This window comes from Clostridium sp. NSJ-49 (assembly GCF_014287725.1).
Classification (GTDB): domain Bacteria; phylum Bacillota; class Clostridia; order Clostridiales; family Clostridiaceae; genus Clostridium; species Clostridium disporicum_B.
This window is the reverse complement of the sequence record NZ_JACOOP010000021.1, coordinates 27,441-48,950: the sequence shown is the minus strand read 5'-3', so window position 1 is coordinate 48,950 and position 21,510 is coordinate 27,441. Positions and strand designations below refer to the sequence as shown.

The window sequence follows — 21,510 nt, the reverse complement described above, 5'->3', positions numbered from 1 at the left end:
TTATATATATTATATGGTATAATTTTCATGAAACATATTTACATATTGGAGGGGCTAAGATGGAATTTAAAGACTATACATATGAAAGACCAAGTTATGAAGAATATAAAAGTGAATTTAATATTTTATTAGATAAATTCACAAATGCTTCAACATACGAAGAGTGTAAGAAAGCATTAGAAGATATAAATGCTTTAAGGGGTACACTTATGACTATGATGGAACTTGCTGGTATAAGATACACTATAAACACAAATGATGAGTTTTATAGTGAAGAAAAAGATTACTGGGATGAAAATTCTCCATTATATGAAGAACTAGATGATAGATACAACAAGGCAATGGTTGCTTCTAAGTTTAGAGAAGAGTTAGAAAGAGAATATGGTAAGCAATTATTTAAATTACTAGAATTAAAGCTTAAAGCTTTCTCTAAAGATATTATTGAAGATTTGCAACTTGAAAATAAATTAACTTCAGAGTATGTAAAACTTATTGCTTCAGCTAAGATACCATTTAACGGTGAAGTATTAAATCTACCAGGTTTAGGAAAATACAAAGAATCAACTGATAGAAAGATTAGAGAAGCAGCATGGGGAGCTTCATCAAAATTCTTTACAGAACATGAAGATGAGTTTGACTCAATTTATGATAAATTAGTAAAAGTAAGAACTAAGATAGCTAAAAAGTTAGGGTATAACAACTTTGTAGAGCTTGGTTATATAAGAATGAGTAGAACTGATTATAATGCAGAAATGGTTAGTGAGTTTAGAAAGCAAGTTAAAGAATATATAGTACCTGTTGCTTCTAAGCTATATGAAAGACAAAGAGAAAGATTGGGATTAGACGAATTAAAGTATTATGATATAGATATGGAATTCACTTCAGGAAATGCTACACCTAAAGGAGATAAAGATTGGATATTATCTAATGGAGAAAAAATGTACAGTGAACTTTCTCCTGAAACAAAAGAATTCTTTGACTTTATGGTAGAAAGAAAGTTACTTGATCTTGAAACTAAGGAAGGTAAAGCAGGTGGAGGATATTGTACTTATATAAATGATTATAAGTCACCTTTTATTTTCTCAAACTTTAATGGAACTTCAGGAGATATTGATGTATTAACACATGAAGCAGGACATGCATTCCAAGTTTATAATTCTACTTGGATTTCTGTACCTGAAATTGTTTGGCCTACTTATGAAAGTTGTGAAATACATTCTATGAGTATGGAATTCTTAACATGGCCTTGGATGAATAATTTCTTTTTAGAAGATACAGATAAGTATAAATTTACACATTTAGGGTCAGCTATTAAATTTATACCTTATGGTGTAACTGTAGATGAATTCCAACATTTTGTTTATGAGAATCCAGAAGCTACACCTATGGAAAGAAAAAATATGTGGAGACAATTAGAAAAGAAATATTTGCCACATAAAAATTATGAAGGTGATGATTTCTTAGAAAGAGGAGGATTCTGGTTTAAACAAAGTCATATTTTTGAAAATCCATTCTACTATATTGATTATACATTAGCTCAAATTTGTGCACTTCAATTCTGGAAGAAAGCTAATGAAAATAGAGAAGTTGCATGGAATGATTATTTAAGACTTTGTAAAGCTGGTGGAACTAAATCATTCTTAGAACTTGTTAAACTAGCAAATTTAAAATCTCCATTTAAAGATGGCTGTGTAAGCTCAATTATTGGTGATATCGAAAATTGGTTAGACAATGTAAATGATAAGAGCCTATAATAAATTAGTTCTATAAATAATTAAATATAGATAAAAGTACACCTCAACTATTATGAAGAAAATTAATTTTTAAGAAATAACTTATATATGAGTGTATGTATTGTTATTTAAATAAACGAAGTAGAGTTTTTTCTTTGCTTATAAATTTTAATTTACTTGTCAATAATAATGTTGAGGTGAATTTAATGTACGATAACATAGGAATTAATAAAGAAAAAAGATTAAATTATATGAAAAAAAGAATACGAATTCCCAAAATAACCAATAGAAATTATTATATTTATAGCTATGATTATGATAATAATTGTTGTGAAGACAATGATTTTGAAGATGCATACAAAGATTATTACGAAAATGAATATGATTATGAGAATGATGAATATAAAGAAAATTATCCATGTGATGCTTTCTGTGAAGATTATGAAGAGACTTGTAGGTGTACTATGAATACAGTGAAAAAGTTAGCTTTAGTTTCAGCAGGAGTTTTAGTTGGTGTATCTGCAATTTCATTATTATTATCTAAAAGAAGGTAAGCGTAATATAAAATAAAAGTAGTGGAATTTATAATATATAAGAAGTATAATATGAATAAAAATAAAAGACTCTTTTAAGAGTCTTTTTTAGTTTAGGTGATTAAATTGAATTATAAACGTTTAGAAGAAAATATTTTAAGAAGTTGTAGTGGATTAACTAGAAAAAAAGGAAACGAATTAATATTAAATAAAGCTGTTAAAAGTATTCAAGGGAAAAAAGTAGATGGTGTTTATCATATATACGGTAAACTAGAAAATGATAATAAAGTTATTAATACACACCTTAAATATGACTTAAATAAAGAGAGATTATGTGGCTATAAATGTACATGCAGTAAGTATAAAGATTACTTAGAGCAAGGGTACTCATATTATTGTGAACATATAGCAGCTACATCTTTAAGATTTTTAGAGTCGCTAAAGAGTAAGATTAAAGATAGTAAGGAAAACTCGCAAAGTTCACCAAATAAAGATGTGAGAGAGATACTACATATAGAAAGTAAGATTTACTATCATAAGATAAATAATTTAAATCAATTTTTTTTAGAACTAAAAGTAGGAAATAAATCAAAATATTTAATTAGTAATATAAAAGAGTTTATTTATTCAGTTTTTAATGATAAAGAGATAAAGCTGACTGATACTTTCAAGTATTCACCTTTAAAGCATAAAATCAATGAAAGTGATTTAAAATACTTAGATTATATTAAAGTAAATATTCTAAATAATAGTACTAGTAGTGCTAAAATTAAAATCGAGCAAAAGCAATTGCCACTACTATTAGGTAAAATACCTAATGAAGAAATACTATTTAAAGATATATACCTAGAGTATAAAACTAAAATTAATAAAGGTACTATTGATATAGCTTTTAATTTGAAAGAAGAAAATGGGCAATTTGTATTATGGTCTGAAAAAAATTTGCCTGTTCCTTTAGATAATGAGAAAAGAGTTTTTTTATTTAATAGAGAGATTTATTTATTGGAAAAAGAAATTTCTAAGGCTTTTATACCTATATATAATGAATTGAAGAAAAATAACTTCAAATATTTTCCAGGAAATAATCAGAATTTTATTAATATAATTTCCACACTTTCTAGTATTACTAAGAAGGTAAATGTAAGTGATGATCTAAGAAATTATATGAGAAAGTTTTTGAAGGGGAAATATTTTATATATAAAGAAAAAGACAATATATTTTGTGATATCAAGGTTATCTATGGTGATAAAGTAATAAACGTATTAAAGGATAATAAGGTTAAACTAGGATGGATTAGAGACTTAAAATATGAAGAAAGAGTAATAATGACCTTTGAAAGATATGGATTCATAAAAAATAATGCAAGAATGAAATTTGTTGGTGATGATGAAAAGCTCTATTCATTTTTACATTCTAGAGAAAATGAACTTTTAACTTCAGGGGAAATAATCATACCTAAGGACTTGAATGAATTTAATGTTTATACTTCTAAAGATTTATATGGAACAGTATATGAAGAGGATTGGGCAATAAAATTATCATATGGAATTAAGGATATCACGCAAGAGGAATTTAAAGAGGCTTATTTAGCATTTAAAAATAATAAGAGTTTTTATAAAACTAAGAAAAATAATTTTATTGATTTATTAGATGATAAGATTAAAGAACTATTTAATATGATAAACCTTTTGAATTTAGAGAAAGATTTAGATAAAGGTATATCATATATTAATAAATCTAAATCATCTTTAGTTCAAGGTATTATAAATAAATGTGATTTATCCTTTATATATAACAATGGAAGTTTAAAATCTGTAGAAGATAAGCTTGAAGCTTTAAAATCTAAAGAAATAAAAATTAGTAAAATGCTAATGTCAACTTTAAGGCCATATCAATATGAAGGTGTTAAGTGGATAGATAATTTATATGAATTAGATTTTGGTGGAATTTTAGCAGATGATATGGGGTTGGGTAAGACCTTACAAACAATAGCATTCTTATCAATGAAGAAGAAGGAGAAGTTTCTTATTATAGTACCAACTTCACTTATCTTTAATTGGAGAGATGAGTTTTTAAAGTTTGCTCCTAGTTTAAAAGTAGGAATTGTATATGGAGATAAGAGAGATGATGTACTAAAAGATTATAAAAAATTTAATGGTCTGATTACTACTTATGGAATATTAAAAAATGATTTAGATAAATTTATTGATAAAGAATTTGATATTTGCATTATTGATGAAGCTCAGAATATTAAAAATTATAAATCACAAAATGCAGAAGCTGTAAAAAAGATTAAATCAAGGTTTAAATTAGCTTTAACTGGTACTCCTATTGAAAACAGCTTAAAAGAACTTTGGAGTATATTTGATTTTGTAATGCCAGGATTTTTATATTCTACAAAAGAATTTGAAAGTAAATTTAGTAAGGATGATGAAAAGAGCATGATGTTGCTTAAGACCTTAATAAATCCTTTTATTTTGAGGAGAACAAAGGAAGAAGTAGCTAAAGATTTACCAGGTAAAAGTGAAAAGAGAATTATAGTAGAATTAGACGAAAATCAAAGATTTATGTATAAAAACTATCTTAATAACGTACGTGAGAAAATTAAAACAGATTCTAATATTCAAGTATTATCTCATTTAACTAGATTGAGACAGATTTGTCTCCATCCTGCATTGGTATTTCCAGAGTATATTGGGAATAGTGGCAAATTTATAATCGCTCATAAGTTAATTAAAAGTGCAATAAAAAATGATAGAAAGATTTTAATTTTTTCTCAATTTACATCTGTTTTAGATATGTTCGGAGCTGAATTAGAAGAGGATAATATTAAATTTTTCAAATTAAGTGGTGATACTTTATCTAAAGAGAGAATGAAATTGGTTAATGATTTTAACAATAGTGATGATGTGAAAGTGTTTTTAATATCTTTAAAAGCTGGAGGAACTGGATTGAATTTAACTTCAGCAAATTTAGTTATACATTTTGACCCTTGGTGGAATCCTGCTGTAGAATCTCAAGCAAGTGATAGAGCTCATAGGATAGGACAAGAAAAAGATGTAGAAGTAATTAAATTAATTGCTAAAGAAACTATAGAAGAAAGTATAGTTACTTTACAAGAAGATAAAAAAGAGTTGATTCAAGATATTTTATCAGGAAGTAATATTAAAAGTTCATCTATAAATAAAAAAATGATACAAGAATTAATTGAAACTTATATAGAAAAGTAATATATAAATGTATTGGTTAAGAAGTAATGGAAATTTAATATGGATATTATATTAATATTTTGTAAAATTATCCTATATCATTTGAATAATATATATGAAAGTGGTAATGTTAATTAAAAGATTAAGGAGGAGTAAAAATGGTTAAGGAAAACTATTTATCCATATTAAAAACTTTTTTTATAGCTCTTATATTTTTAGTTATCGGTGGTATAATAGGCGTGAAATTTATACCTGCTACATTTAGATATATGTTAAATATAGCTTTTTTTGTAGTAGTATTATTTTCAGCATTTTCTAAAAGAGGTGGACTTATAAGAAATAAAGCTAGCATGTACACATATGCATTTATTTTAGGAATTCTTACTGGTTCTACGTATGTTTATTATTTTGCAAGATTAGGGCCAGAGATTTTTATTTCATGTATTGTAGGAGTATTATTAGTATTTGCTTTTGCTTATTTTTTGGCATTAAGAACATCAGAAGAAAAGATTATGAAACTTTCACCAATAATTTGGGGTGGAATTCTTGCATTGATTATACTAGAGTTTATTAATATTTTCTTTTTTAGATTTGGGATATTTGATTTACTTTTATCTACTGCTGGAATTTTAATATACTCGCTTTACGCTATTTATATAATGAAGTCTATACAAAGTAGGTGTAGATACGGAAGACTATCTGAAGGTGAGGTAGTACAACTATCATACTCTATATTTATTAGTTTTCTAAATTTATTACTTGATTTATTAAGATTTATGTCTATCATTAGTGATGACAATTAGCATTTAAATTATTTACAAATAATGGATAAAGATATAAAATTAAAATATAGTGACAGTAAAAAGAGAGGCAAATCCTCTCTTTTTATTATATATAATTATCAGAATTTTCTATAAATACTATAAGATAATAAGGAGAGGTATATGGAAGAAATAATAATTAATGGGAAAGAACTTACTTTACAGAAACTTATTAATATATCTAGATTTAATCGAAAGGTGAAGATTGATGATGCTGCTAAAGATAAGGTTAAAAAATCACGAGCTATAGTAGAGAAAATTGAAAATGAGAAAAAAGTAGTCTATGGGATTACGACTGGATTTGGAAAGTTTGCTAATGTGACTATATCAACAGAGGATTGCAAAAAGCTACAACGTAATTTAATACTTTCACATGCATGCGGAGCAGGGAGGCCTCTTCCTACAGATGTTGTAAGAGCTATTATGGTTTTAAGAGCTAATGCTCTATCAATTGGTTATTCAGGTATAAGACTTAGTACATTAGAAACTTTAATAAAGATGGTAAATGAGAATATTAATCCAATAATATTTGAAAAAGGTTCTTTAGGTGCTTCAGGAGATTTAGCTCCACTATCACATATGGTTTTACCAATGATAGGTGAAGGTGAAGCAGAGTATAAAGGGGAGATTATGTCAGGAAGAGAAGCTATGATAAAAGCAGATGTTAATATCGTAGAATTAACTTCCAAAGAAGGGTTAGCCATTAATTAATGGTACTCAAGTAATGACAGCAATAGGGGCATTAACAGTTTATGACGCCATTAATTTAATAAAGGTAAGTGATATTGCAGCAGCATTAACTTTAGAAGCTTTAAGAGGCATAAAGGATGCTTTTGATATAAGAGCTCATAAAGTAAAACCTCATAAGGGACAATTAAAAACTGCCGAAAATATTTTGAATTTAACTGAAGGAAGTACTTATATTACTAGACAGGGAGAACTAAGAGTACAAGATGCTTATTCTTTAAGGTGCATACCACAGGTGCATGGAGCAAGTAAAGATGCAATATCTTATGTAGAAGAAAAAGTTTTAATAGAGATGAATTCTGTAACAGATAATCCAACTATATTAGAAGATAGTGATGTAATATCAGGTGGTAACTTTCATGGACAACCTATGGCATTAAGTTTTGATTTTTTAGGAATAGCTTTAGCTGAATTAGCTAATATATCTGAAAGACGTCTTGAAAGATTAATTAATAATCAATTGAATGATTTACCATCATTTTTAATAGAAAATGGAGGATTGAATTCAGGATTTATGATAACTCAATATGCAGCAGCTTCATTAGTTTCAGAGAATAAGGTTTTAGCTCATCCAGCCTCAGTTGATTCAATTCCCTCTTCAGGTAATCAAGAAGACCATGTAAGTATGGGAACAATTGCTGCTAGAAAGAGTAGAGAAATATTAGAAAATGTAAAGAGGGTAATTGCCACAGAAATTATGGCGGCATGTCAAGCTATTGACTTTAGAGAAGGATTAATATTAGGAAAAGGAACAAAGGTTGCTTATGATATTGTAAGGCGACATGTAGACTTTGTAAAAGAAGATAAGATTATGTATAAAGATTTAGAAAAAATTACTGAGTTAATAACATCAGAGGAACTATTAAGAGAGGTTGAAAAAGTGGTAGAGTTAAAATATTAGTAAGGAGATATACTAAATATGGCAGATAAGGTATATGAATATATAGATATGAGAAAACATAATGGTGAGCATCCGAGGATGGGAGCTTTAGATGTTGTTCCCTTTGTGCCTGTTAATGATGTAACTATGGAAGAATGTATAAGCTTAGCTAATAAAGTTGCTAAAGAGATAGGGGATAAATATAAAGTACCTATATATTTATATGAAGATGCTGCTACTAAAGAGGAAAGAAGAAATTTAGCAACAGTTAGAAAAGGGCAATATGAAGGGTTTTTTGAAAAAATAAATAATCCAGAATGGAAACCAGATTATGGACCTAGTGTAATGAATGCCAAGTTAGGATGTGCTGCTATTGGAGCAAGAGTACCTTTGGTTGCCTTTAATGTTAATTTAGATACAAATAATATAGAGATAGCTCAAAATATAGCAAAGGTTGTTAGACACATAGGTGGTGGATTAAGGTATGTTAAAGCTATGCCAGTAGAGCTAAAGGAGAGAAATATAGTTCAAGTATCTATGAATTTAGTTAATTATGAGAAAACTGCAATATATAGAGCTTTTGAGATGATAAAGATGGAAGCTAAAAGATATGGAGTTAATGTAATAGGTAGTGAAGTTATTGGATTAGTGCCAATGGCTGCATTAATACAATGTGCAGAATACTATCTCCAAATTGAAAATTTTTCTAAAGAACAAATATTAGAAACGAGGCTATAGTATGTCTTTAATATTAAAAAATATAAGCTCTCTTGTTATCTGTAGAGGAAGTCATGGAAAAACTAAAGATGAGATGAAAGATGCAGGAATAATTGCTAATGGATATATAGTAATAGAAAATGAATATATCAAAGAAATTGGTGAGGGAGATGGATATTTAAAATATCTTAATAATGAGGCTGTATCTATAGACTGTAATGGTAAAACTGTAACTCCAGGTCTAATAGATTGTCATACTCATATAGTATATAGTGGGTCACGAGAAAAGGAGCTTAAGTTAAAGTTAAATAATAAAAGCTATATAGATATTCTTAAAGCTGGTGGAGGTATATTAAGTACAGTAAGAAGTACAAGAAATGCATCATTAGAACAATTAATAAAAGAAAGTGAAATTAGATTAAATAATATGCTTTTGCATGGTACAACAACTATTGAAAGTAAATCAGGCTATGGATTGAATCTTAAAGATGAAGTTAAAATACTAAAAGTTAATAAAAAATTAAATGATACTCACCCAATAGATATAATATCAACTTATCTTGGAGCTCATGCTATTCCAGAAGAGTATAAATACAATAGAGAAAAATATATTGAGGAAATAATTAATAATCATATTCCATATATAGTAGATAATAACTTAGCAGAATATATAGATGTATTTTGTGAGAGAGGAGTATTTACTGTAGAAGAATCAAAAAGGATTTTAGAAGCTGGGATAAGTAAAGGATTGAAAGCTAAGATTCATGGTGATGAAATAGAAAGTATAGGGGGAAGTGAATTAGCTGGTGAGTTAAAAGCAACTTCTGCTGAACACTTAGTAGCTATATCAGACAAAGGAATAGTATCTTTATGCGAAAATAATGTGATTGCAGTTTTATTACCATCTACATCATTTTATTTAATGCTGAATCACTATGCTGACGCTAGGAAGATGATAGATAATGGAGTGAAGATAGCATTATCTACAGATTGTAATCCAGGAACATCACCTAATGAATCATTACAATTTACTATGACTTTAGCATGCTATGGAATGAGATTATTACCAGAAGAGATTATAAATGCAGTTACTATAAACGCTGCTTGTGCAATAAATAGAGAAAAAGAAATAGGAAGTATAGAAGTAGGTAAAAGGGCTGATATAACAGTTTTTAATAGTAATAGTTTAGAATATTTAATATATCATATTGGAAGTAATGCAGTAGATAAAGTTATAAAAAATGGAAAAATATTAGTTGAAAGTGGAAAGTTAAAATTTTAGGGGGTATGAACAAATGTTTGCAAATAGTAAAATAGAAGACTTTTTAGAAAATGTATCTTCCTCAGAACCAACACCAGGAGGGGGAACTGTAGCGGCATTATTAGCAGCACTATCATCATCTTTAGTAAGTATGGTTTATGATATTACAAGTAATAAAAGCATGTTTTTAAATTTAGATAAAAGTGTAAAGAGTGAAATATTATTAGCACAAGATAGGATAGGTAATATAACAAGATTATTTTTAAAACTTATGGAGGACGATGCTGTTGCCTTCAATAAAGTTATGAAAGCTTATAAACTACCTAAGTCTAATGGAGATGAGATTAGCTTTAGAAATAATAAAATTCAAGATAGCTATAAAGAGGCTCTATATATACCTCTTCAAACTCTTAGAGAAAGCTATAAGCTATATGATTATATATATTTGGCATGTTTATATGGAAATAAAAATGCTATAACTGATGTTGGGGTAGCTGCATTATCATTACAGTCAGCTATAGAAGGAGCTGCACTAAATGTAAAGATAAATGCAAAATATATAGAAGACAGAGAATATGTATCTTTAATTATTTATGAATGTAATGAAACTATAAAAAATGGTAGAGATAAAAGAGATGATATATTGAAGAAGGTGCAAATGGAATTAGAATGTTAATGGAAGGTTGAGATTTATGAATAATAAAGATATATATAATTCAATGAATATAAAATTAGATAATGTATTGCCAGATAAGACTATATTTAAAGAAGGTATAAGAAGAGCCCCTGATAGAGGATTTAATTTGACAAAAGAAGAAACAGAGTTAGCTCTTAGAAATGCTTTGAGATATATTCCTGAAGAATTGCATGAAGAAATAGCACCAGAATTTTTAGAAGAGCTTACTACTAGAGGAAGGATATATGGATATAGATTTAGGCCGAAGGAAAGGATTTATGGTAAGCCTATAGATCAATATAAAGGTAAATGTATAGAGGGAAAAGCATTTCAAGTTATGATAGATAATAATTTAAGTTTTGACATAGCTTTATATCCATATGAACTTGTTACTTACGGAGAAACTGGACAAGTGTTTCAGAATTGGATGCAGTATTGTTTAGTTAAAAAATATCTAGAAGAACTTACAAACGAGCAAACTTTAGTTATTGAATCAGGTCATCCTGTAGGTCTCTTTAAATCAAGAAAAGAAGCACCAAGAGTAATAATTACTAATGCTATTATGATAGGACAATTCGATAATTTAAAAGATTGGCATAGAGCTATGCAATTAGGTGTAGCAAACTATGGACAAATGACAGCAGGTGGATGGATGTATATTGGTCCTCAAGGAATAGTGCATGGAACCTTTAATACCATATTAAATGCAGGAAGATTAAAGCTTGGAATTAAAGAGGATGAAGATTTAAGTGGTTATATTTTTGTATCATCTGGTTTAGGTGGAATGAGTGGAGCTCAAGGTAAAGCCGCAGAAATAGCTGGAGCAGTTGGTATAATTGCAGAAGTTGATTATTCAAGAATTGAAACAAGATACAACCAGGGGTGGATTAAGATTGTATCTAATAATCTAGATGAAGTATTTAAGATTGCAGAAGAATATAAATTTAGAAAAGAACCTATTTCAATAGCTTATCATGGAAATATAGTAAACTTACTAGAATATGTCGTGAAAAATAATAAAAACATAGACCTTTTATCTGACCAAACATCTTGTCATGCTGTATATGATGGTGGATACTGCCCAAGAGGAATTGATTTTGCAGAGAGAACTAGACTTTTAAAAGAAGAAAGAGCAGAGTTTGAAAGATTAGTTGATTGTACACTAAAAGACCATTTCAAATTAATAAAAGAATTATGTAACAGAGGGGTATATTTCTTTGATTATGGAAATTCATTTATGAAAGCTATATTTGATGCAGGTGTTAAAGAAATATCTAAAAATGGAATAGATGAAAAGGATGGCTTTATTTTTCCCTCTTATGTAGAAGATATAATGGGACCTGAACTTTTTGATTATGGTTATGGCCCTTTTAGATGGGTATGTTTAAGTGGAAAAGAAGAGGATTTAATAAAAACTGATAAGGCAGCAATGGAATGTATTAATCCTAATAGGAGAGCACAAGATAGAGATAATTATGTTTGGATAAAAAATGCTCAGAAAAATAATTTGGTAGTTGGAACAAAAGCAAGAATTCTATATCAAGATGCTTATGGTCGTAGAGACATAGCCTTAAAGTTTAATGAAATGATAAGGAATGGTGAAATAGGTCCAATAATGATAGGCCGTGATCATCATGATGTTAGTGGAACAGATTCACCTTTTAGAGAAACGTCTAATATTAAAGATGGTAGTAACATTATGGCTGATATGGCTGTTCAATGCTATGTAGGAAATGCTTCGAGAGGTATGAGTTTAGTAGCTCTTCATAATGGTGGTGGAGTTGGTATAGGCAAAGCTATAAATGGTGGATTTGGATTAGTTTTAGATGGTAGTTTCTATGTGGATGAAGTAATAAATTCAGCTATCCTTTGGGATGTTATGGGAGGTGTAGCTAGAAGAGCTTGGGCTAGAAATGAAAACTCTATAACTACTAGCATTGATTATAATATTAATAATAAAAATAAAGATCATATAACCTTACCTATTTTATCATCAAATGAACTTATTGAAAGTGTTGTAACAAAACATTTTAATTATTAAAATTTGTCAAAATTATTATCGTAAAAATTTTGATATCTATACTATGAATAAAAAATAGACTTCTGATAAAGATAATAGTAAATAATTTTAATGAAAACGTTAATTAATTAGATATTTGCTAATGTATCAGATGGAATATAATGATTAAGTTTGCTATTATTAAATTTAAAGTATAATTCTGTGGAATTACACTTTAATAAACAAAAGAGGAGATAAGATATGGGAAGTAAAAAAAGTACATCTAAATTAACTTTAATGGCTCTTATACTTATGATTTTTACATCAGTATTTGGTTTTAACAATATTCCAAGAGCATTTTACCTTATGGGATATTCAGCTATTCCATGGTATATTTTTGGGGCAATTGCCTTCTTTATTCCTTATGCATTTATGATGGCAGAGTTTGGTGCTGCTTACAAAGATGAAAAAGGTGGAATATATTCATGGATGGAAAGCTCTGTAGGACGTAAATTTGCATTTATTGGGACATTTATGTGGTTTTCTTCTTATATAGTATGGATGGTAAGTGTATCATCTTCTATATGGGTACCTTTATCAAACCTAATATTTGGTGCAGATAAAACATCTACTTGGTCATTATTTGGCCTAAACTCAGCACAAACACTTGGAATTCTAGGAATATGTTTTATTATAGTAATAACATTCCTATCATCAAAGGGAATGAACAGTATTTCAAAAGTAGCTTCAGTTGGAGGAGCTTTTGTAACAAGTGCTAATGTTGTACTGATTGTTGGTTCAATTATTGTTCTTTGTGCAAACAAATTTAAATTTGCACAACCTATAACTTTAGAACAATTTACACATTCACCAAATCCAGCATATGGATCAATTCTTGGTGTGTTAGGATTCTTAGTTTTCGCTATTTTTGCTTATGGCGGATTAGAAGCAGTTGGGGGATTAGTTGACCAAACTGAAAACTCTCAAGTAACATTTCCGAAAGGGATTAAGATTTCAGCAATAGTTATTGGAGTTGGATATTCTTTAGCAATACTTACAGTTGGATTCTTTACAAATTGGGATGCAGTATTAAATAATCCTAATGTTACAATGGCAAATGTTTCTTATGTTGTTATTAAAAACTTAGGAGTAGAATTAGGTAAGGTTTTCGGCTTGTCACCGAATGGAATAGAAATAATGGGTACATGGTTTGCTAGATATATAGGGCTTGCAATGTTCCTAGCATTACTTGGAGCATTCTTTACATTAATTTATGCACCGTTAAAGCAATTAATTGAAGGAGCTCCAAAGGGAATTTGGCCAAAAAGCTGGACTGAATTAGATAAGAATGGAATGCCAGTTAAAGCTATGTATGTTCAAGGTATAGCAGTTATAGCTATAATACTAATTGCATCATTTGGAGGACGTAATTCAGATAAATTCTTAGATTACTTAATACTTATGGGTAACGTGTCTATGACAATCCCAACTATGTTCTTAGCTATAGCTTTTATTTACTTTAAGAAAAATGATAATATTAAAAAACCATTTGTTATATTCAAGAGTAAAACAATGGCTACAGTTTGGGCGATAATAGTTACAATAACAGTTGGATTTGCAAACTTCTTCACAATAATTCAACCAGCTATTGAAACTAAAGACTACGTTTCAACAATATTCCAATTAGCAGGTCCTATAGTATTTGGATTGATAGCATTTATATTAATTTCGAATTTTGAAAGAAAAGAAAAAAATAAAGACAAAAAAAGAGTTGCTTAATAGCAGCTCTTTTTTATATACTACGAAAGTTTAAATTATCTAATTATATTAGCTATTACAAGTAGCTGAATTACTAGAATTATTGGAATTCCTACTTTGAATTTTAGGTGCTTAGTTTTGTGTCTAAAAGTATACATTCCTATAAGAGAGCCAATTGAAACTCCTAATAAAGATATCAATATAAGTGTATGTTCACTTATTCTCCATTCTTTTTTTATAGCGCGTCTCTTATCTATGTACATTAATATAAAAGATACGAAATTTATTATAATAAAATATATAGTAAAATACTTAATCAAATTATTCACCTCTTCTAATAATTATATATAACTGGTTATAAAGAAAAATTCTTAAGTATAAAGTAACTTAAGAATTTTTAAAAGTATTATTATTTTTCAGTTCCATCTATTAATCTTTTTATATTAGCTCTATGTCTCCAAAAACAAAGTGCAGCAGCTATAAATGTTGATATAATCAAGTATTTATCATAACCAAAAAGCCATGTAGAAGTACATAAAACTACTGCAGCAGTTAATGATCTAATAGAAACTATTTTTGTAAAAAGTTTTAAGCCAAAGAAAACTATCGCTGTAACTATGAAAGCTTTAGGAACTATAAACATAAATGCTGCAGCTGAAGTTGCAACTCCCTTACCACCTTTAAATTTTAAGAAAATAGTGTAGTTATGTCCAAGTATTGCTGCTAATGCAACTAATCCTAAGCTTAAACTTTTATTAGTTGTTAATATATTATTAGCTAAAAGTATTTGTGTTAAAACGACAGGGACAATAGCTTTTAACATATCTAGTATAGCTGTTATTTTACCTATTTTTTTACCAGCAACTCTTCCAACGTTAGTAGCGCCAATATTTCCACTTCCATAATCTCTTACATCTTTATTTAACTTTTTCTTAACTATAATGTATCCACTAGGTATAGATCCCATAAGATAACTAAAAATAATTAATAATGCTAGCATGTTAAACTCCTTTGTTAATTCTAAATATTAATAAAAATAAAATAATATGATATCTTTATAAATATAATATTATTTTAGATATTGAAAATATGCAAGAGAAACATAATATTATAACTTTAAAATCTACTCGATATTATAAATAATATAAGAATTTATAGTAAAAATTAAATTAAGACTATATTTTAACAAGATAAAAAGATTAGATTTGTTAGTTAAAGAAAGGATAAGTTTATGATAGATATTTATACAATAGGACATTCTAATTATTCTATAGAGAGATTTGTTGAAATGTTAAAAAAGTTTAAAATAGATGTAGTAGTTGATATTAGAGGAACTCCTTATTCAAAATATAATACTCAATATAATAAAGAAGCGTTAGGCATTACATTGAAAGAGCTAGGATTTAAATATATTTATATGGGGAGAGAGTTTGCTGCACAAAGAGATAATAAAATAATTTATACGTGGGAAGGATATTCAGATTTTGAAAAGGTTATTAATGAACCAAGTTTTATAGAAGGGATTGAAAGACTAAAGAACGGTTTAGCAAAGGGATATACTATAGCATTATTAGGTGCTAAACAAGATCCTGTTAATTGTCATAGATTTGCTCTTGTTGGAAGAGATTTATATAAAAGAGGTTTTAATGTTAAACATATAGAAGATGATTTAACTATTTCATCCCAATTAGATTTAGAAGAAAGGTTGTTAGAACGATATTATCCTAATGAAGAACAAATTACTATGGATTTATTATTAAACGGTGAAAAAAGTAGAGAAGAGAAACTTATAGACAGTTATAGAAAGATAAATAGAGAAATTGGGTTTAGAGTTGAAAATTTAAATGTAACAAAGAAAATTTAACTTTCATAATATAGTATAATGAATATACTATGGGAGTGAAAATATGAATAAATGGGATGACTTGGCTATGGTAACTTTTATTGCATGTGATGTAATAATTGAGAATACAGAGAATTTCAAGTTGTTTTCTAATTACTTTTATAAAAATTTAAAATATGAAGCAAAAGATATACTTAAAAGACTATTCAAATAAAATAAAGGAGGTGGTTTTTTATGAATTATAAAAGTGTTTTAAATAATGTAGTGTATCTAGATATAGAAACCACCGGATTAGATCCTCTTAGTTCTGAAATTATTGAGATTGGAGCTATAAAGATTAAGGATTTTATACAAAGTGAAATAAGTATTTTGATTAAACCCCTAAAAGATGTTCCTAAAGGTATATATCATCTATGTGAAGGACTTAGAAAAGAAGAGTTGGATAATGGGTATGAACTACAAGAAGCCAAGAGTATATTGAAAGAGTTTATTGAGGAGTTGCCTTTAATTTGTCATAATAAATCTTTTGAAAAATCTTTTTTCTCATATTACTTTCCAGATATAAACAATAACATGTTAGATTCAATGGAACTAGCATGTATATTAGAACCAAATCGAAAGTCTTACAATATTCAAGATCTTCTAAGTGAGATTACTACAATAAGAGAAAAGGAAAGACATCGAGGACTTAGTGATTCAATTCATACTATGTTAATTGTTAATTCGTTATTGTGCAGATTGTGGCAAAAAGAAGAAGAGAATAATAAAGTTAATGCTTTATATAATGACATAAAGAAATTGTTTAATAACAGGCCTTCGTGGGAATGGGAAGAGTACTTATTAAAACCAATTATGTTTGATTTTATTGATTATCCTTATGTTTTATTTAAGGAGCGTTTATTTAAACCTTTAAGAATGAACAAAATTGATATAGATTATGAAAGATATGAAAAACTTTTAAGAGATAATGAAATATGGAATAACGGTAGAGATTTTAAATATCAGTATAGAGCAGATCAAGAGTCTATTTCTTTACAGATAAGAAATAACTATGAGAAAAGTAAAAGAATATTTATTGAAGCACCAACAGGGAGTGGAAAGACATTTGCATATCTTTTAATTGCTATTATTACAGCTTATTTAAATAAGCAAAATAAAAATTATGAAGATAGTAATTTTGTAATTTCAACAGATACAAAAGAATTGCAGAATCAATTAATTGACAAAGATATCCCTAATATGCTTAGAAAATTAAATTTATATAATAAAATAAACTTTGGAGCTATGAAAGGCAAAGGAAACTACATTTGTATGGAAAGACTTAAAAAATCTAAAGAATTTGACAATGATGATATGAGTTTGCTTGCTTTTATATTCTTAAAGAGATATGGAGAAGAGGGAATTAGTGGTGATTTAGAAAATATTAATTTCTGGGCCTTAAATCATTTTAAAATTGATAAATATAAAATACATATTAATTGTGATAGTGAAAATTGTAATTTAGATAGATGTAAAACTACATGCTATTTGAAGAATAGATATAATGAATTGCAAAAAGAGAACATTACAGTTGTTAATCACTCCCTATTAGCTAGTTGGCCATATTCAGAAAAAAGAAAAATTAATCATTTAATTATAGATGAGGCTCATAATTTAATGGAAAAAGCATATGATTTCTTTTCGGAAGAATTTAATTCATTTGAGTTTTTAGAGTTATTAAAGCAAATAAATGAAACAACTCCATCTATTATATTTTTATTAAAAAGGTTGAATGGATTATATAACTATAAGAATCATATTGATACAGATGACATAATTAATAAATCAAAAGATGTAGAAATTAATTTAGCTTTTATACTAAATGAGTTTAGAAGACTAGGCCTAAAAAATGGACAGTACAACTTTAGTGATGAATTTTTTAATTCTGAAGAAATATTGAAAAAATCGTTATCTAGTATTAAAGAACTATTAAGTAATATCAAATTAAGTATCTATAGACTTTATAAAGTTTTAGATGACTACATAAAAAGTATACTAGATGAAGATGAAAAAGATTCTGGAAACGAATATAGAGTGCTGAGTAATTATGTTATGAAACTTAGAGATTCTTTTGAGATAATTGATAACTTTTTAGAGTTTTCAAAAGATTATGCAAAAGTGTTAGAAATAGATAAGGAATATAGATATTTTATAATAAAGAATATACCGTTAAACATAGCTAAGTTAATTAATGAAAATATGTTAAACGAAGTTAAAAGCACAGTTTTTATTTCGGCTACTTTAAGAATTAATAATTCATTTAATGAAGTTAAAAAAATATTAGGTCAACAAGAAGCGAATACCTTTTTCATAAAGCCAGTATTTAATTTAAAAGATAGAACTAAAATTTTTACAGTAAAAGACATAGGTTCTTATAAGAATGAGGAGATATTTGCTAATAATACTGCAAAATTCATTTATGAATTAGCTGTAAAAATAAAAGGGCATATGCTAGTTTTATTTAGTAATAACTTAAGAAGACAAAGTGTAATGAATAGATTAATTCAATATGCTAAAGGTACTGCTTTAGAGGTATACGATAATAAAAAGGCTATACAATATTTAAAAGATAAAAATAGACAGGTTGTAATCTTAGGTAGTAAAGGGTTCTTTGAAGGAATAGACATTCCAGGTGATTCTTTAAATTGTGTAATAATAGATAAAATTCCTAATATAAATCCTACTGATCCTTTATATAAAGCTTTAAAAGCATATACGAATATTTATTATAGTGGATACAATTACCCTAAAGTGTGTATCAAAGTTAAACAGGGATATGGACGATTAGTAAGGAGCATATATGATTATGGATATTTTATAATTCTTGATGGAGGCACCAATAGTGAGACTTTAAGAAAATTAGAAGGAGATTTAAATGGTCCTCGTATCAATGAAAAATGGAGCAAAGAAATAGTAAATAATATATCTCTTGATTTTAATAGGTGGGATGAGGAAAATTTTAATAGCATTATTAAAGAAATAGATATTAGTAAAATTAAGGATAGTTTTAATGATATTTCTTTTAAGATGAATTTGTATTGGGAATGTATAGAAAATGATGCCATGAAAGAGATATCAAAGTTTAAAAATAATGAAAAGATAATTGAATTAAAATTACAAGACATTAAAAATAAAAAGTTGTGAACTATAAAATGCTCACAACTTTTTTGTAATTTATGACAAAATATTAAAGCTTAAAAGGATAATAGTGGGATAATAATACTTATATTGGAAAATAAAAATATATTAAAAATACAATATCTTGTATTTGCTTAAAAAGCGTTGACAAAAGGTCGAAATTTATCGTATTCTGTTAGATGTGCGAAAGCTTTTTTGCATTTAGTAATTAATATTTGTATAAAATTAGGCATGAGGTGAATTACAAATGGGTATAAAACTAGAAAATCTAGTTGTAAAGTTTGGAGATTTTAAGGCAATTAATGATGTAACATTACAAATACCAAAAGGTAAGCTTGTTTCATTATTAGGACCTTCAGGATCTGGTAAGTCAACAACATTATTTACTATTTCAGGAATACATAAGCCACACAGTGGTAAGATATTCTTTGGAGACAGAGATGTTACTGGATTAGATCCAGAAAAATTAGGAATAGGTTTAGTTTTCCAAAACTATGCACTATATCCTCATATGACTGTAAGAGAAAACATAATGTTCCCTTTAAAGAACTTAAAATGGGACAAGGCTAAGGCTGAAGCAAGAGTTCTTGAAGTTGCTAAGATAGTAAAAATTCAAGATCAATTAGATAAGAAGCCAGCACAACTTTCTGGAGGACAACAGCAAAGAGTTGCTATAGCAAGAGCTATTGCAAAGAATCCAGATATCTTATTACTAGATGAACCACTTTCAAACTTAGATACTAAGTTAAGAGTTGAAACTAGACAAGAAATAAGAAGAATTCAAAAAGAAACAGGGGTTACTGCTATATTCGTTACTCACGACCAAGAAGAGGCTATGAGTATTTCAGACGAAATAGTTTTAATGAAAGATGGAGCAATACAACAAATATCTTCTCCAAGTGATATTTATATGAACCCTTGTAACAAGTTTGTTGCGTCATTCATAGGAAGTCCTGAAATGAACTTCATTGACCTAACAATAAACAACGGAGAATGCACTATTGATACTTTAAAAATAGACAATCTACCAAAAGATATGTCTAAAGGTACTTTAGGTGTTAGAGCAGAAGATTTTGAAGTTGCTACAGAAGGTCTTAAAACAAAAGTTATGACAGTAGAAATACTTGGTAGAGAAAGATTATTAACTTTAGAACATAATGATAGAACTTATAAGATGTTAGTTGATAAAGAGTTCTATATCAATGAAGGTGAAGAATTAATAGTTAGACCTAAAACTGGTAAGAGTTATGTGTTTGACGCTGAAAGTGAGGCGTTCGTAACAAAATGCTAAAAAAAGGGCGTAAAGGATATATATATTTATTACCAGCATTAATTATATTAGGTGTATTTGTTTTCTATCCAATTATAACTACTATAGTAGGAAGTTTTGATGAAACTAAAGCTCCGGGATTTGTATTTGGATTTGATAGTTACAGATACTTATTCCAAGATAAGAGATTTATACAATCACTTATTAATACATGTATTTATGCAGCAGTAGTTCCAGCATTATCTGTTGGTATTTCACTATTACTTGCAAATTCATTAGTAAATATAAAAAATGAAAAAGTAAGAGGGGTTTTCCAAAGTATTTACTTCTTACCATACGTAACTTCTTTAGTTGCAATTGGTGTAGTATGGTCTTGGTTATTTAATAGTGAGTATGGTATTATAAACTACCTGTTAGGGTTAGTAGGAATTAATCCAGTAAACTGGCTTAATGATCCTAAATATGCAATGCTTGCATTAATAATCTTTGCAGTATGGAAGAGTTTAGCGTTTAATACACTAATTTTAACTACAGGAATAGCTTCAATTAATCCGCAATACTATCAAGCAGCTAAAATAGACCAAGCTACTGATGGAACTATATTTAGAAAGATAACAATTAAATTAGTTTCTCCTATGATAGTATATACATATATAATCAGCTTAATAGCAGCATTTAAGGTTTATACAGAAGTTTATGTTCTATTTGGAGGACGTACACTAGATGGTGCAGTATCTACAGTAGTTAGATATATTATTGATAGATTCTATGGGGACCAAGATTTCCCATTAGCATTTGCTGCAGCAGTAGTATTATTAATAATAATTTTAACTGTTACGTTTGTTCAAAGAACAATTTCACGTAATAAAGTTCATTATTAAGGAG

16 protein-coding genes and 1 pseudogene are annotated in these 21,510 nt (G+C 27.9%); 15 read left to right on the top strand and 2 right to left on the bottom strand.

What is annotated here, in order from left to right; all coding sequences use genetic code 11:
- Window positions 1-59 precede the first annotated feature (59 nt).
- From H8S10_RS09200 to yjeM, 10 genes and pseudogenes are all read left to right on the top strand, one after another.
- Window positions 60-1,754, top strand: coding sequence for a M3 family oligoendopeptidase (locus tag H8S10_RS09200; protein ID WP_186838652.1), 1,695 nt, complete (start codon window positions 60-62; stop codon window positions 1,752-1,754).
- Between the two features lie 185 nt (window positions 1,755-1,939).
- Entirely contained in the window at window positions 1,940-2,287 is a 348-nt protein-coding gene (locus H8S10_RS09195; protein WP_186838651.1) for a hypothetical protein, read from the top strand.
- 105 nt (window positions 2,288-2,392) lie between these two features.
- Window positions 2,393-5,497, top strand: a complete 3,105-nt coding sequence (locus H8S10_RS09190) for a DEAD/DEAH box helicase (RefSeq protein WP_186838650.1) — start codon at window positions 2,393-2,395, stop codon at window positions 5,495-5,497.
- Between the two features lie 137 nt (window positions 5,498-5,634).
- The gene (locus H8S10_RS09185; protein ID WP_055262895.1) at window positions 5,635-6,279 is read left to right on the top strand and encodes a Bax inhibitor-1 family protein; all 645 of its coding nucleotides are present in this window, start codon (window positions 5,635-5,637) and stop codon (window positions 6,277-6,279) included.
- 141 nt (window positions 6,280-6,420) lie between these two features.
- Window positions 6,421-7,945 (top strand): annotated as a pseudogene (gene hutH, locus H8S10_RS09180) (histidine ammonia-lyase).
- Between the two features lie 18 nt (window positions 7,946-7,963).
- Window positions 7,964-8,662 (top strand): glutamate formimidoyltransferase, encoded by a 699-nt coding sequence (ftcD, locus tag H8S10_RS09175; RefSeq protein WP_186838649.1) that lies wholly within the window; start codon window positions 7,964-7,966, stop codon window positions 8,660-8,662.
- Between the two features lies 1 nt (window position 8,663).
- Window positions 8,664-9,923 (top strand): imidazolonepropionase, encoded by a 1,260-nt coding sequence (gene hutI, locus H8S10_RS09170; protein WP_186838648.1) that lies wholly within the window; start codon window positions 8,664-8,666, stop codon window positions 9,921-9,923.
- 13 nt (window positions 9,924-9,936) lie between these two features.
- On the top strand, window positions 9,937-10,578 hold the full coding sequence (locus H8S10_RS09165) for a cyclodeaminase/cyclohydrolase family protein (protein WP_186838647.1): 642 nt from the start codon (window positions 9,937-9,939) through the stop codon (window positions 10,576-10,578).
- Window positions 10,579-10,594: 16 nt separating this feature from the next.
- Window positions 10,595-12,619, top strand: a complete 2,025-nt coding sequence (locus H8S10_RS09160; protein WP_186838646.1) for a urocanate hydratase — start codon at window positions 10,595-10,597, stop codon at window positions 12,617-12,619.
- A 219-nt stretch (window positions 12,620-12,838) separates the two neighbouring features.
- Window positions 12,839-14,356 (top strand): glutamate/gamma-aminobutyrate family transporter YjeM, encoded by a 1,518-nt coding sequence (yjeM, locus tag H8S10_RS09155; protein ID WP_055262907.1) that lies wholly within the window; start codon window positions 12,839-12,841, stop codon window positions 14,354-14,356.
- A gap of 35 nt (window positions 14,357-14,391) precedes the next feature.
- Here the strand turns inward: yjeM and H8S10_RS09150 are convergent, their stop codons facing one another.
- Both H8S10_RS09150 and plsY read right to left on the bottom strand, forming a co-directional pair.
- Complete coding sequence (locus H8S10_RS09150) at window positions 14,392-14,655, bottom strand: DUF1294 domain-containing protein (RefSeq protein ID WP_186838645.1); 264 nt, start codon at window positions 14,653-14,655, stop codon at window positions 14,392-14,394.
- An 89-nt stretch (window positions 14,656-14,744) separates the two neighbouring features.
- On the bottom strand, window positions 14,745-15,335 hold the full coding sequence (gene plsY / locus H8S10_RS09145) for a glycerol-3-phosphate 1-O-acyltransferase PlsY (RefSeq protein WP_055262910.1): 591 nt from the start codon (window positions 15,333-15,335) through the stop codon (window positions 14,745-14,747).
- A gap of 234 nt (window positions 15,336-15,569) precedes the next feature.
- On the opposite strand from plsY, the gene H8S10_RS09140 reads away from it, so the two are divergent.
- The 5 genes from H8S10_RS09140 (at window position 15,570) to H8S10_RS09120 (ending at window position 21,506) form a co-directional block, all read left to right on the top strand.
- On the top strand, window positions 15,570-16,199 hold the full coding sequence (locus H8S10_RS09140; protein ID WP_186838669.1) for a DUF488 domain-containing protein: 630 nt from the start codon (window positions 15,570-15,572) through the stop codon (window positions 16,197-16,199).
- Between the two features lie 43 nt (window positions 16,200-16,242).
- Complete coding sequence (locus H8S10_RS09135; RefSeq protein WP_186838644.1) at window positions 16,243-16,392, top strand: hypothetical protein; 150 nt, start codon at window positions 16,243-16,245, stop codon at window positions 16,390-16,392.
- Window positions 16,393-16,412: 20 nt separating this feature from the next.
- The gene (locus tag H8S10_RS09130; RefSeq protein WP_186838643.1) at window positions 16,413-19,361 is read left to right on the top strand and encodes a helicase C-terminal domain-containing protein; all 2,949 of its coding nucleotides are present in this window, start codon (window positions 16,413-16,415) and stop codon (window positions 19,359-19,361) included.
- Window positions 19,362-19,602: 241 nt separating this feature from the next.
- Window positions 19,603-20,646, top strand: coding sequence for an ABC transporter ATP-binding protein (locus tag H8S10_RS09125; protein ID WP_055262914.1), 1,044 nt, complete (start codon window positions 19,603-19,605; stop codon window positions 20,644-20,646).
- Window positions 20,640-21,506 carry a sugar ABC transporter permease gene (locus H8S10_RS09120; RefSeq protein ID WP_055262916.1) on the top strand — a complete coding sequence of 289 codons (867 nt, stop codon included), beginning with the start codon at window positions 20,640-20,642 and terminating at the stop codon, window positions 21,504-21,506. The genes H8S10_RS09125 and H8S10_RS09120 overlap by 7 nt, the downstream gene beginning before the upstream one ends.
- The last annotated feature ends 4 nt before the right edge of the window (window positions 21,507-21,510 follow it).